The following is a 12,101-nucleotide window of genomic DNA, read 5'->3' on the forward strand; positions in this document are numbered from 1 at the left end:
ACCAGAAATGATTAAAGGAATCAAATAATTCCCTATATAGAACTATCTCGTAATGTCTTCTAGACTAAATAATGAAGAAGCGTTAAAATAGTCTATAGTAATGAATTATTTAGTAAAACGCTAAACGTAAGGACGCAAAGCTATGAGTTTACAGTAATGTTATGATTGTCAGGCTAAGTTTTTATTCTTACTAAAATGATTTTGTGTCAGACTAAATGTCTGGCTTTTTCGTTTATATTTTAAAGTAGCTTTTAGCAAGTCGGTTGCAATAGCTCTGCTTTTACTTCCAGAACGAGTTAGTAATAATTGTTTGAAAGAAGTGATGATAATTAATGTAATGCTTTCCATTCAGTTGAATGTTTTTATGGTACTTTTGCTGCTCAGTATTGCTGTGCATGCTTGCTTTAAGCTCAATAAAAAAGAAGAAGCGCATAGGTTGTTTTTTACATTAACATGCTTAACGATAGTGATACTGATATTGGAAATTTTTAGTGTGGTATTAAATTCAACTGAGTATATAGCTTTCAGTGCTTTACAGAAAGTTGTTAATACATTGGGATTTACTTTAACGCCATTAGTGCCAATCATTGCAACGCTATACGTTTATAAACGAACCAAGAAATATAAAAAAATTCCTGTAGAAAAGCTGTTTTGGTTGTCGGTTCCTTTAATAATTAATAGTATTTTATCGTTAGGCAGCTATCATTTTAATTGGCTTTTTATAATAACTGATGAAAATCTATATATACGCGGACCGTTGTTTATTGTTTCGCCATTGATAAGTTATTTTTATTACACGCTGCACATAATGGTTCTATACAATAATCATAAAAATGTCAGTAAAGAAGAATTAATCGTGATAAGTTCTCTTACGCTTATTCCTGCCGTGCTATCAGTTTTTCAATTGTATTATTTTATCTATTTAACGATTTGGAATAGTGTAGGAATTGCTGTTGTACTTAACTATATTTTTATTATGAACGAACAGGCGAAGCGGGACCCGCTAACAGGGTTAGGCAATCGTATGGCTTATGATGAATACCTTGAAATTTGGAGTAGAAGAAGCAATATTGTTTTGTCAGTAGTAAATATTGATTTGGATGGCTTTAAAAGTATTAATGATATTTTTGGTCATCAGGAAGGCGATAAAGTACTGCAGTTCTTTGCAAGACAACTGGAAGTGGTTTTCGGAGAAGTAGGTGTTGCTATTCGCTGTGGTGGTGATGAATTTATTCTTTTTCTGAACGAGAAAAGCAGACAAAGATTAGAGACGTATATAAAAGAACTAAATGATAATATTGATGCATATAATGACAGCAACGAAATGGCTTACAGTATCCAATTTAGTTGCGGTGTAGCAGTATTTGATGATTCATATAATAATGTATATGAGTTCATTCGGCATAGCGATAAACTTATGTACGAAGAAAAACAGAAGAAGGCTTGTTTGCATAATGTAGTAGAAAGCCCAGTTTCTGATTAAATGTGACAGGTTCTGTTGGAATGGACTTGTGTCGTTAATAATAGGCGAAACACCTGAGCCAACATTGGCGTTTTTCGAAGATGTTAAATGTAGCATTAATCATTCGTAATATCAATACTACATCTTATTATTTGCTTTTTAACTTGATCTTTTATGCTAATTCCGATTCAAATCATAGCAAAACCCCGCTTTAGCCGCAAGGCATGGAAGCGGGGTTTCATTATTTCACTATAACAGATCATACCTTTTTAACTTTTCATAGAGCTGGCTCCGGGTAATATCCAGGAGCAGTGCAGCTTTAGTCTTGTTGCCTTTTGTGCTTTCCAGAGCCTGAATAATTGCTTTTTTTTCAGCTTGATGTCTTTTGTTGGATAGGGTTTGCATTTTACTGATACTATCGTTACCTTCAGCAGTAACAGTCCGATAAACTCTTGGCAAGAAGAAATCAAAATGATCGACATCTAAAATAGCAGTTGAGGACATGACACAAGCCCGCTCAAGTACATGCTCCAGTTCCCGGATGTTCCCGGGCCAATCATAGCTCAGAAAATGCTGTAATACGTTATTGGATATTCCGACTATCGAGCAATTATGGTATTGATTAATCTTCTGAATAAAATGCTCGCATAAGACAGGAATATCGATCAGGCGGTCACGTAAGGGTGGAATAGTAAGCTCTACCGTATTAATCCGATAATAGAGATCCTGCCTAAACTTACCCTCGCTGATCATTTGTTCTATGTTCTGATTTGTACAGCAGATAATTCGAACATCCAGGCTCACTGGCTTAACTCCGCCGATTCTTTCTATTTCGCGTTCCTGTAAGATTCGCAGCAATTTGGACTGCAAAGGCAGAGGAAGTTCGCCAATTTCATCAAGCAGTATGGTGCCATTATTTGCTTGTTCAAATTTCCCGACTTTACCACCCTTGCTTGCGCCAGAGAAAGCGCCCTCATTATAGCCAAACAACTCGGATTCGAGTAAATCTTTGGGAATAGCGGCGCAGTTGACTTTTATGAAATTGCCGTAACGGCGATTGCTTAATTGATGCACAGCGTTTGCAAACACTTCCTTGCCTGTGCCCGTTTCGCCAGTAATCAATACAGCCAGGTTAGAATCGGCCACCTTTTCAATGGTGGCCTTTATTTTTTGCATGTGTGGCGTATTGCCAATAACTGCACTTATTGAAAAAGGTATTTGCTTGAGAGCGGCAAGCTGCCGCTGGTATATCTGGTTTTCTTTGCGGAGCTTATCTATCTCCTCTTTGAGCCGGGCTACCTTATCAATGTCATAAAAAGTAGCCGTAGATATTGCTCCGCAAATTTTTCCGCTCTTATCGCGTATCGGAAAGCGATTGCAAATGGTGGGAGTGCCGTTTTTCATCATAAAAATCTGTCCCAATTCTGCTTGCCCGGTTTTCATTATACTTGTAAGGCGTGTGTTCGGAATCACCTTTTCAACGGGCTGGCCGATTATGTCCTCAGTTCTTAAACCGATGATGTCGGCATAGGCGCGGCTGATATACCGAATGGTCCCCACTTCATCGATAACAATGGACAAATAGAGAGAATCGACGGCTAAGTTTAATAAATCGTGAATCTCCATGGCTGCTCCATCCTCCACTTCAGCGTTGCTGATCGAATCTAACTAAAAGATAGCATAAAGCATAGCCGTATACAAGAAAAACGTTTGAAAAATCGGACAGTGATGACACTGTTGTTCGAAAAATCGGACGGTTTGGTTACCTTTTTGTATAGAAGAATCGGTAAATACTGAACATTTCGTTTTGGCACGATAGTTGCGATAGATAGCTTGCGAGAAGGCAGGATTTATCGTAGCGAAGCTGCTGGCTTAGGAGGTGGGGAAAGAGTCAGGGCCTTAGGAAAAAAAATACTAGAGCAGGAGAGATGAATGATGAGAGCAGCATTAATGGGCGTTGGCTCCCTGGGAACGATTATGGGAGCATTGATTGCAAAAAATGGTGGGGATATTACCCTGATCGATGCCAACAAAGTACATGTTGACGCGATGAATAAGAAGGGCGCAACTGTCATCGGTAAGATGCAGCTGCAAGATATCCCGGTAAAGGCAATTACACCAGAGCAGATGGAGGGGATTTATGACATTGTCATTCTTCTGGCAAAGCAGACCTACAATGAGGTAGCATTGAAGCAGCTTTTGCCGCATTTAGCTCCAGATAGTGTGGTTTGCACACTGCAAAATGGAATCCCGGAAGAATCGGTGGCGGCGGTGATTGGCAAGGAAAGGACAGTGGGCGGAGTTGTTGGCTGGGGAGCAACCTATAGGGAACCTGGTGTATCTGAACTTACTTCCGACGTTTCGGCTATGCGGTATGAGATTGGAGAGATTGACGGGCAAAAAACAGAGCGCATTAACAAGATTGCGGAAATTTTGAATCTCACGGGCACTTGTGTCATCGTGGATAATCTTATGGGAATTCGCTGGGCTAAAGTCATCCAAAACGCAACACTGAGTGGGATGTCTGCGGCACTGGGCGCTACTTATGCGGAAATATTGGATAATGAAAAAGCAACCGCCTGCGCCGCTTATGTTGGCGATGAGATTGTGCAGATTGTCCGCAAGCGAGATATTCAGCTGGAAGATTTAGTTCCCGGCTGGAGCTATTACAGCCTTGCTTTTGAAGATGAGAAAGGGCTGGAAAAGGCAAAAACCTGGCTGCGGGAGTATTTTACGCCTCATCGCCCCTTAAAGGCCAGTATGCTGCAGGATATGGAAAAAGGTATTAAATGCGAGATCGATCATATTGTGGGTATTTGCAGTCAGTGGGGGAAAAAGGTTGGGGTTGCAACGCCTGCCTGCGACACGATCATTACAATTGTAAAGGATTTTGAAAGTGGTAACATACCGATGCCGACGATGGCTTGCTTGGAGCGTTTCGAATTACAGAACAAATGGTAACACGTATTAGTAACAAAGAAAATTACTTACGTACTGGAGGACAATTCAATGGGAAGAAAGGTCATTATCACAGCAGCGCTAACAGGTGCGGTTCACATTCCGAGTATGTCAGAATACCTTCCGATCACGCCGGAGCAGATCATTGATGAAGCAGTTGCTGCACATAAAGCGGGAGCAGCAGTAGTTCATCTTCATGCCAGGGACCCCCAGACCGGAAAACCAACTGGCAATCCAGAGCTGATGAAGCAGATTACAGACGGTATTCGGAGTAAATGTGACGTTATCGTTGGTATCACCACAGGCGGTGCTATCGGGATGTCCAGTATGGAACGACTGGCTGCGGTTCCGCATTGTGCAGCAGAGCTTGCATCGTGCAACGCAGGATCTGTCAACTTCTGCTTCTCGCCTATTGCTGACAAAATCAAGGAACCCAAGTTCGACTGGGAAATTCCGTTTGTGAAGAATACCTATACCGTACCTTTCGCCAATACATTCCAGGACATCGAAGATTATATCCGGATTATGAGTGAAAACGTCACCAAGCCAGAGTTTGAGGTTTATGAGGTTGGGATGTTGAGCAACATTGCCTATTTTATAAAGAGAGGGCTGCTAAAGGGGCCTGTGTATATTCAGTTTGTACTCGGTATTATGGGTGGGCTGCCGGCGACAATTGATAATCTGCTCTTTTTGTACAATACAGCGGAAAAAGTTCTTGGTGATAATTTTGTATGGTCTTGTGCAGCAGCTGGCAAAGACCAGTTTGCTATTACGACAACAGCAATGTTTCTTGGTGGCAACATTCGGGTAGGGTTGGAGGATAACTTGTTCCTCTCGAAGGGGGTATTAGCAACGTCCAATGCAGAGCCGGTTGCAAAGGTGGCTGCTATTGTCAAGCTATTTGATCGAGAGGTAGCCTCATCCAGCGAAGCCAGAGAAATTCTGGGGCTAAAATAATTGCAGTAAAGAGGATGATGTATGATGGATTTAAGCGTAATTGGGATTCTGGTATCTCTTGCCGTCATTGTTGTATTAGCGCTTAGGGGACTAGGCATTGCAGTTATTGGACCTTTAGCCGCAGCTTTAGTAGCGATCTTCTCTGGTATGGGCGTGCTGGATACTCTGATGGGGCCTTATATGAAAGGGTTCATAAGCTATGCCGCTAAGTTTTTTCTGATTTTTTTGTTCGCCTCTATTTTTGGCAAGTATATGGACGACAGCGGCGCGGCGAAAGCAATTGCACGGAAACTTTTACAACTGGTTGGCCACAAAGGACCCTTTTATGTGTTATTCTCGGTAGCAATGATCACGTTACTGTTAACCTTGGGCGGCGTGAGTATGTTTGTCGTTATTTTTGCTGTCATGCCGATTGCCCGTCCACTATTTAAACAAATGAACATTCCGTGGCACCTGTTTATTGCTGCCTTTATCTTTGGGATTGGTTCACTAAGTATGACTATGGTTCCAGGAAGCCCTTCTATCCAAAATATTATGCCTACAAAATACTTGGGGACAACGCCGATGGCAGCACCGCTCTTGGGAATCATCTGTTCCATCCTGATTATGGCAATGAATGCATGGTATATGAACTGGCAATTAAAAAAGGCATATGCTAAAGGCGAAGGTTATGCGGATTCGGCACCAAGTAATGTAGTAGACGAAATAGACGATACCAAGATTTTACCAGGGTTTCTTGTTAGTTTGGTTCCTCCCTTAGCAGTTGTTATCTGCCTTAACGCTCTGAAATTAGACCCCGTTTGGGCTCTCATTATCGGTTGTGTAGTTGCAGCAGGTTGCTTTTGGAAAAATATTACCAGTCATTTTGCCACCATTAATGGAGGGGCTACCAATACGGCAATTCCTATTATTAACACCTGCGCTGATGTTGGCTACGGAATGGCCGTTGCTGCCACCAGTGGTTTTAAGATTATTACCGATTTTCTTATGGCAATTCCCGGACCACCTATTGTTGCCCTTAGTGCGGCCACGTTTATGATGACTGGTATCACTGGATCTGCGTCCGGAGGATTGGCTATCGTATTGGAAACCTTAATTGGTAAATACGCGGCAATGGGATTAAATCCGGAAATGCTGCACCGGATTGTGGTTATGGCTTGCGGAGTATTCGATGCTATGCCTCATAGCGGGGCTACAGTAACTGCGTTAGCGGTTTCCGGGTTAACTCATCGACAGGCGTACCGTCACGTTTGGTATGGTCACGTTGTAGCAACATTCCTGGTCATGCTGATTGCAATTCCGTTGGCAGTAGTACTATATAGATAATGCTGATTATAAAATGATATATTAATAAATCCGCTGATGGCTATGTGTCTCTCCTTTTCACCGAATTTTGTATAGTACCATATGATAATACAAAAGCCTTGAAAGGAGGATAATATGGACAGCTCTAATAACGAGGAACGTGGTTATCAGACAATGGACTATGGTCCTAAGCCTTTTATTATAAAAATAGCGGAGGCAGCAAAACGGAATAGAACATTTCGCACCACTGTTTGGACGGGAAACCACATGCAGTTAACGCTGATGTCTATCCCGGTTGGTGGTGAAATCGGCCTAGAAATTCACCCTCAGCTTGACCAGTTTATATGTATTGAAAGAGGTTTTGGACTTGTTAAAATGGGCAATAGCAAGAATAATTTGCAGTTTCAGCGAAAAGTTTGTGAGGATTATGCCTTCTTTATACCAGCAGGCACCTGGCATAACTTAATCAACACCGGAGAAGGTCCGTTAAAATTATATTCAATTTATGCACCACCGCAGCATCCAAAAGGAACCGTGCATCTAACAAAGGCAGACGCCGATGCAGATGAACACGGGTAATAAAGAAAATGCCGCTCATCCTTTGGGATGGGCGGTTTTTGTACATAAGGGAAGATGTTTTTACCCATGCTAAGGTTACTACTTAGTATAGGGGGTGGATCATATGAAAGCGAAAAGTAGATTTTTTCTGACGGCGGATGGGGTAAATCTAGGCGATCATCTAGTTGCCTTTACACCAGAAAAAGAATGCCACGGCATATATGCTGGACGGTGCCGCATTATTTCAGTGAAGGGGGGGATTGTCGTGGCGGAAGAGCTGCAGGAATTTTCTTGCGGCAGTGATATACAGGTTTATTTGCAAAAAACAGATTTTGCAGCAGCTGAAATTGTAAGCCGGGCAGAAAGTCAAATCGGTACCGTAATTACCCCCATGGCTGATCGTTATTTTTGTGAGTGGTGTCTTTATGGTTTACAGGAAGTACCTAAAGAGTGATGAATCAAAAATGGAAGTGGTACAAAGCTCGATGAGTGCTGTACTGCTTTTTTTTATGTAAGGCACTGCATTAAGTTCAGTAATCAATAACTGCCGGCAGTCCCGTTCGCTTGACATTGTTGCAAACTGGTGTATAAACCAGTATAATCTAAATGCTATGGCTTAATTACTTGCAGAATAAGTAGTCAAGCTCAGCTACCGATTGCTTTGTTGATATTCACACATGGCTGATAATGTGAAATATAGATTAAATAGATAGGCGGATATGTTATGAAAATTTCCAAGAATGATGCGTTGATATGGTTTGATTTTTTTGCGCAAATGCCTGAAGAAGAGGAACTTAGCATCAAACACAAAGAAATCATTTACGCTACCTTTGCGCAAATTGAGACAGCAATAGATCATAGAAATGATATATTAATGTCAGAAATTAAAAGCTTAAAAAGTTTGGAGAATAGAACTTTCTTTGTAGGAAATGAAGACAAATTCTCCGATGGATGTCGTTCTTGTCTGTTGGGTACTGGTTTGAGTGCAATAAGAAAAACGAATACATGTAATATAGAATGTAAGTTCTGCTATAATTATGGCGAACTGGATAATATCCAGCCGGTTGGAGAAGGTATGTGGGAAATTGGAGGCACAAAATTTTACGAGAAGGATATAGATCTGCTTCTTTCCGTTTACCAAAAGCCTACTGGTGTTTCCTACGTTTATTTAGAGCCATTTATGGAAATAGAAAAGTATTATGAAGTTATAAAGAAATTCAGTGCTGCTCAAATTCATCAACATTTATACACAAATGGTACTTTGGCTACAGAAGAGACATTGAAAGCATTAGGTGAAGCCGGTCTTGATGAGATACGTTTCAACTTAGGTGCTGCTAATTGTTCGGACAAAGTAATTGAGAATATTGGATTAGCGAAAAAATATATTAAGAGTGTGGGGATTGAAACTCCCATGACACCGGAGTTCTTCAAAGCATTTTTCAAGAAAAAGCAAGCAATCTTTGCAACAAAACTCGATTTCATCAACTGTGCGGAATTACATTTAAATGAAAATAACATAGGCAATTACTATGGAGAAAATATGTATATTTCCAGACATGGTTATATATCCCCCATTTGGAGCAGGGAATTAACGTTGAAGTTCATGAAAATAGCGGAAGAAGAAAACTGGGATTTAGCAGTTCATGATTGCTCAAACTACACAAAATTTGCGAGAAGCTTAAACTTGAGCAGCAAGGCTGGTATGTGGTTTGGAGCCAGTAATTATGCCTGTGAGTTTTCTATGATTCCCTATGAAATATTTATCCCAATATTGAATGATGACAATTTCAAATTTTTAAATGAAGAAGAATTACCTGATGGCTATAAACCGGAAATTTTAGTTTTTTAGTATAGTGGTTTCATAAATAAAGAAGGCCTCGCAGATTTTTTGCGTGGCCTTTTTGCTTTTAGTGTAAACGTACTGGTTATTTTATTGATTGCGATGGACGCTTTATTCTTATTAAGGTCTGCCACGAGGGATTAAGGAACTTGTTTTGCGAAAAATCCATACTGCAAAGCTCCACCAAAGTACGAAAATGAAATAAGCAGGAATGGGATAAAACCAGGCCAGAAAATCATATAAATCAGCATTCCTTACTACGATGCCATAAGCAACACTGGCACAGCTGAAGGTGAGTATGTAAATATACAGAAAGGTCTTCCGACTGGGTAAGAAACGGAGAAATAGCATGACTGTGACAAGCCAGCTTAATGGAGAAAGAGCGTGTTGCCCAAGCACATCGAAAATTCCCATGTTTTTAAACCACATGATATGCAATACATTTTGCACCAGACCTACCATTATTACATCACCAAGTGCGCCAACTATGATTCCGTATATGAGATACTCCTTATAATCCTTCTGCGGGATAAAAATAAGGGTGAGAGTGAAGGCTATAAGCAAGTAAACCGGATAAAATAACAGTGTTGCATTCATAAAATTAGTTCCTTTCTGTGTAACTGTACTTAGGAGTATGGTGCCTTAATATGATTATTTTATACGGATTTTACTGATTTCGTTTTGTTTTCATATGTGTGGGTAGTGACATGTGAAAACTTTGACTTGGCCGGGTGGGATGCAGTGAAATGGAGCATGACCAGAATAATGCCAAGCGCTTAGCGGAGCAGGAATTATTTGCTTATTAGGCGAATTGTACATAAAAATAGTATCAAGGAGGTCTGGTGTATGCTAAAGCAAGACATTCATGATTTAGTGATGCTGACACTGAAAAAGTGCAAGCTGAAAAATGATGGTGGAAATGAAATTGATTTAGCAAGAGAAATTTTCCAAAAATACGTGGAAATTGAAGCCGCTATGCTGGCTGAATTTAATAACAATAAATACAGATAGCCCAGATAGAGATCCGGTATGGATCTCTTTTGTTTTATTTATAAATAGTTATTGTGAGGGGAAGCCTAGTGGTGAAAGGAAGGCGATCGCAATGACCGAATTAGATAGTTTAGTGACAAAGCAGCTTGTAGAGTATCGCGAGAATATACTCAAGGCATTTAAAGAAAAGCATCCCTATGTGGTAGGGATGTTAGAAACAGTTTTCGCAGGCAAAGAAAATCGTGTCGGGCTTCAGGTTACGGATTCTGGAAAAGTGCTAGGTGAATATACTTTTGTTGTTACAGGCATTCAGATTTCCAGTACAGAAACGGGAAGTTTGGATTCCAGCTTAAAGCATCCATTGCTCGGTATAACCATCAAGCCATATATTCTTATTGAAAAAGAAGTATTAGAGAAAATGATTAAGGATGAATCTTATAAAGAAGATTTACTCGGGTATATTACCAGGATTCTGCCCGATCTTACCGTCAAGTTTCTGCCATAAAAGATATTTGGTAATGAAAAGTCTTTGCAGGAACCGGCCTCACCGAGGCGCATACCTTATATAGGTATCACCTTTTGGAGGAGGAAGTGCGATGGGCTTCGGAAGCTGTTGCGGAGGTTTTACTAATACTTCTTGCGGCAGAGTTGGTGTTGTTATCGTAATCATACTGCTGCTGTTTTTCTTCGGCCGTGATGACCATTGTTTTGTTGATTGTTAGCTACAAGAATCAAATATTTTTTGTAACCAATTGACCTTACTAATCATACTCTAAAGCAGGATATAAAGATTACATATCCTACAGAGGAGGAATTGGTATGGGTTTCGGTGGTTTCGGCGGTTTCGGTAATAGTAATGGTGGCGGCATTGGAATTATCATCGTCATCATCATACTTTTACTGTTTTTCTGCTCTAACGACGACTCTTCAAGCTGTTAAGAAATAGCATCCATTTGTCTGCCCGGACGTCTACCACAACTTGATACTGGGATATTTCAATGAAGCCCCTGCTTACTTGTTGAGCAGGGGCTTCCAACTTTAAATAAGGTAAGTAATTTTTAATAAACCATGTTTTTCTAAAAAAATTCTAAAAGATGGGATTTATACTTAGTTTAGCGGATAGAATCCAAGGCGAGGATTGACTGAGTTGTGATGAAAAAGAGGTAACTAGTTAATTCATTGTACATATTTTTTTCCGCAGAGGGGGTAGAAAAAAGTTTATCTGGTATCGTGCATCCGTTAGTGACTAGTTAGTCATTTTGTATAGGATTGATAAAAAAGGAGTTTGAGTTATGCAGAATATAGGGAAAAAAATAATTGTTTTTTCGATGATCGGACTTATGCAGGCTGGATTAGGTGCTTCTATCATTGAAGCATCGCCCAAAGTTGATAATATACAAGAGATGCGGCAAAGGGATGATCATAGAGACCAGCGTGAGTGGGAACGTATAGAACAGCAACGGCGTCAACAAGAGAGAATTGAAAATGAGCGCCATGAGCGTGAAATGAAACGTCGCCCTCACGAAAGCAGAAAGCAATGGCGGGAACGTCAGCAACGGGAGTTAGAACGTCATGATAGGGCGCTGCATCAAATCAGACAGCATGCAAAAGATATGCATAACAGGTGGCATCACAGATAACGCATGTAATTGAAATAGATACATAAAAATTCGTCCTGAGAAAATGGGACGAATTTTTTTCTTGACAAATACAAGCATACTTGTTATTCTATTATTCCAGTGCGGAAGTAGCTCAGCGGTAGAGCATCGCCTTGCCAAGGCGAGGGTCGCGAGTTCGAATCTCGTTTTCCGCTCCAGTTATCTTAATATCGGGGCGTGGCTCAGTTTGGTAGAGTACCTGGCTTGGGACCAGGGGGCCGCAGGTTCGAATCCTGCCGCTCCGACCAGTAATTATGTCAGTAACTTAAACAACTAAAAAATAGTAGTTGACATAAACTGATTAAGATGATATTCTATATAAGCTGTCACCGCGACAAGCGATAGCAGCAAACACAAAACGTGTTCCTTGAAA

The 12,101-nt window shown here is 40.6% G+C and carries 13 protein-coding genes and 2 tRNA genes; 13 read left to right on the plus strand and 2 right to left on the minus strand.

Annotation, left to right across the window (positions count from 1 at the left end):
* Positions 1–319 precede the first annotated feature (319 nt).
* Complete coding sequence (locus RTR76_RS20680) at positions 320–1,483, plus strand: GGDEF domain-containing protein (protein WP_312524518.1); 1,164 nt, start codon at positions 320–322, stop codon at positions 1,481–1,483.
* 228 nt (positions 1,484–1,711) lie between these two features.
* Here RTR76_RS20680 and RTR76_RS20685 read toward each other — a convergent pair whose 3' ends face one another.
* Entirely contained in the window at positions 1,712–3,088 is a 1,377-nt protein-coding gene (locus tag RTR76_RS20685; RefSeq protein ID WP_312524506.1) for a sigma 54-interacting transcriptional regulator, read from the minus strand.
* Between the two features lie 306 nt (positions 3,089–3,394).
* Here RTR76_RS20685 and RTR76_RS20690 point away from each other — a divergent pair, with 306 nt between their 5' ends.
* From RTR76_RS20690 to RTR76_RS20715, 6 genes are all read left to right on the plus strand, one after another.
* A complete protein-coding gene (locus tag RTR76_RS20690; protein ID WP_312524507.1) occupies positions 3,395–4,423 on the plus strand; it encodes a ketopantoate reductase family protein in 1,029 nt (342 codons plus the stop codon).
* Between the two features lie 48 nt (positions 4,424–4,471).
* Positions 4,472–5,377 (plus strand): 3-keto-5-aminohexanoate cleavage protein, encoded by a 906-nt coding sequence (locus RTR76_RS20695; RefSeq protein ID WP_312524508.1) that lies wholly within the window; start codon positions 4,472–4,474, stop codon positions 5,375–5,377.
* 21 nt (positions 5,378–5,398) lie between these two features.
* Positions 5,399–6,703 carry an SLC13 family permease gene (locus tag RTR76_RS20700; protein ID WP_312524509.1) on the plus strand — a complete coding sequence of 435 codons (1,305 nt, stop codon included), beginning with the start codon at positions 5,399–5,401 and terminating at the stop codon, positions 6,701–6,703.
* Positions 6,704–6,817: 114 nt separating this feature from the next.
* Positions 6,818–7,261, plus strand: coding sequence for a cupin domain-containing protein (locus RTR76_RS20705; protein ID WP_312524510.1), 444 nt, complete (start codon positions 6,818–6,820; stop codon positions 7,259–7,261).
* 103 nt (positions 7,262–7,364) lie between these two features.
* Positions 7,365–7,694, plus strand: a complete 330-nt coding sequence (locus tag RTR76_RS20710; RefSeq protein ID WP_312524511.1) for a hypothetical protein — start codon at positions 7,365–7,367, stop codon at positions 7,692–7,694.
* A 270-nt stretch (positions 7,695–7,964) separates the two neighbouring features.
* A complete protein-coding gene (locus RTR76_RS20715; protein WP_312524512.1) occupies positions 7,965–9,089 on the plus strand; it encodes a radical SAM protein in 1,125 nt (374 codons plus the stop codon).
* A gap of 111 nt (positions 9,090–9,200) precedes the next feature.
* Here RTR76_RS20715 and RTR76_RS20720 read toward each other — a convergent pair whose 3' ends face one another.
* On the minus strand, positions 9,201–9,677 hold the full coding sequence (locus RTR76_RS20720; RefSeq protein ID WP_312524513.1) for a hypothetical protein: 477 nt from the start codon (positions 9,675–9,677) through the stop codon (positions 9,201–9,203).
* Positions 9,678–9,926: 249 nt separating this feature from the next.
* Between RTR76_RS20720 and RTR76_RS20725 the strand changes: the two genes are divergently transcribed.
* From RTR76_RS20725 to RTR76_RS20750, 6 genes are all read left to right on the plus strand, one after another.
* The gene (locus tag RTR76_RS20725) at positions 9,927–10,091 is read left to right on the plus strand and encodes a hypothetical protein (protein WP_312524514.1); all 165 of its coding nucleotides are present in this window, start codon (positions 9,927–9,929) and stop codon (positions 10,089–10,091) included.
* Positions 10,092–10,182: 91 nt separating this feature from the next.
* A complete protein-coding gene (locus RTR76_RS20730) occupies positions 10,183–10,575 on the plus strand; it encodes a hypothetical protein (protein WP_312524515.1) in 393 nt (130 codons plus the stop codon).
* A 91-nt stretch (positions 10,576–10,666) separates the two neighbouring features.
* Positions 10,667–10,792: a hypothetical protein gene (locus RTR76_RS20735; RefSeq protein WP_312524516.1), complete on the plus strand. Its 126-nt coding sequence runs from the start codon at positions 10,667–10,669 to the stop codon at positions 10,790–10,792.
* A 570-nt stretch (positions 10,793–11,362) separates the two neighbouring features.
* Complete coding sequence (locus tag RTR76_RS20740) at positions 11,363–11,710, plus strand: hypothetical protein (protein WP_312524517.1); 348 nt, start codon at positions 11,363–11,365, stop codon at positions 11,708–11,710.
* 101 nt (positions 11,711–11,811) lie between these two features.
* A tRNA-Gly gene (locus RTR76_RS20745) sits at positions 11,812–11,886 on the plus strand.
* Positions 11,887–11,899: 13 nt separating this feature from the next.
* A tRNA-Pro gene (locus RTR76_RS20750) sits at positions 11,900–11,976 on the plus strand.
* Positions 11,977–12,101: the final 125 nt, after the last annotated feature.

The sequence above is a fragment of the Anaerospora sp. genome, assembly GCF_032013335.1.
Classification (GTDB): Bacteria; Bacillota; Negativicutes; order Sporomusales; family DSM-15969; genus Anaerospora.

Bases quoted from the DNA above. Each gene is read 5' to 3' on its own strand.
- RTR76_RS20685 (WP_312524506.1), bottom strand. From the start codon at position 3,088: ATGGAGATTCACGATTTATTAAACTTAGCCGTCGATTCTCTCTATTTG.
- RTR76_RS20690 (WP_312524507.1), top strand. From the start codon at position 3,395: ATGATGAGAGCAGCATTAATGGGCGTTGGCTCCCTGGGAACGATTATG.
- RTR76_RS20695 (WP_312524508.1), top strand. From the start codon at position 4,472: ATGGGAAGAAAGGTCATTATCACAGCAGCGCTAACAGGTGCGGTTCAC.
- RTR76_RS20700 (WP_312524509.1), top strand. From the start codon at position 5,399: ATGATGGATTTAAGCGTAATTGGGATTCTGGTATCTCTTGCCGTCATT.
- RTR76_RS20705 (WP_312524510.1), top strand. From the start codon at position 6,818: ATGGACAGCTCTAATAACGAGGAACGTGGTTATCAGACAATGGACTAT.
- RTR76_RS20710 (WP_312524511.1), top strand. From the start codon at position 7,365: ATGAAAGCGAAAAGTAGATTTTTTCTGACGGCGGATGGGGTAAATCTA.
- RTR76_RS20715 (WP_312524512.1), top strand. From the start codon at position 7,965: ATGAAAATTTCCAAGAATGATGCGTTGATATGGTTTGATTTTTTTGCG.
- RTR76_RS20720 (WP_312524513.1), bottom strand. From the start codon at position 9,677: ATGAATGCAACACTGTTATTTTATCCGGTTTACTTGCTTATAGCCTTC.
- RTR76_RS20725 (WP_312524514.1), top strand. From the start codon at position 9,927: ATGCTAAAGCAAGACATTCATGATTTAGTGATGCTGACACTGAAAAAG.
- RTR76_RS20730 (WP_312524515.1), top strand. From the start codon at position 10,183: ATGACCGAATTAGATAGTTTAGTGACAAAGCAGCTTGTAGAGTATCGC.
- RTR76_RS20735 (WP_312524516.1), top strand. From the start codon at position 10,667: ATGGGCTTCGGAAGCTGTTGCGGAGGTTTTACTAATACTTCTTGCGGC.
- RTR76_RS20740 (WP_312524517.1), top strand. From the start codon at position 11,363: ATGCAGAATATAGGGAAAAAAATAATTGTTTTTTCGATGATCGGACTT.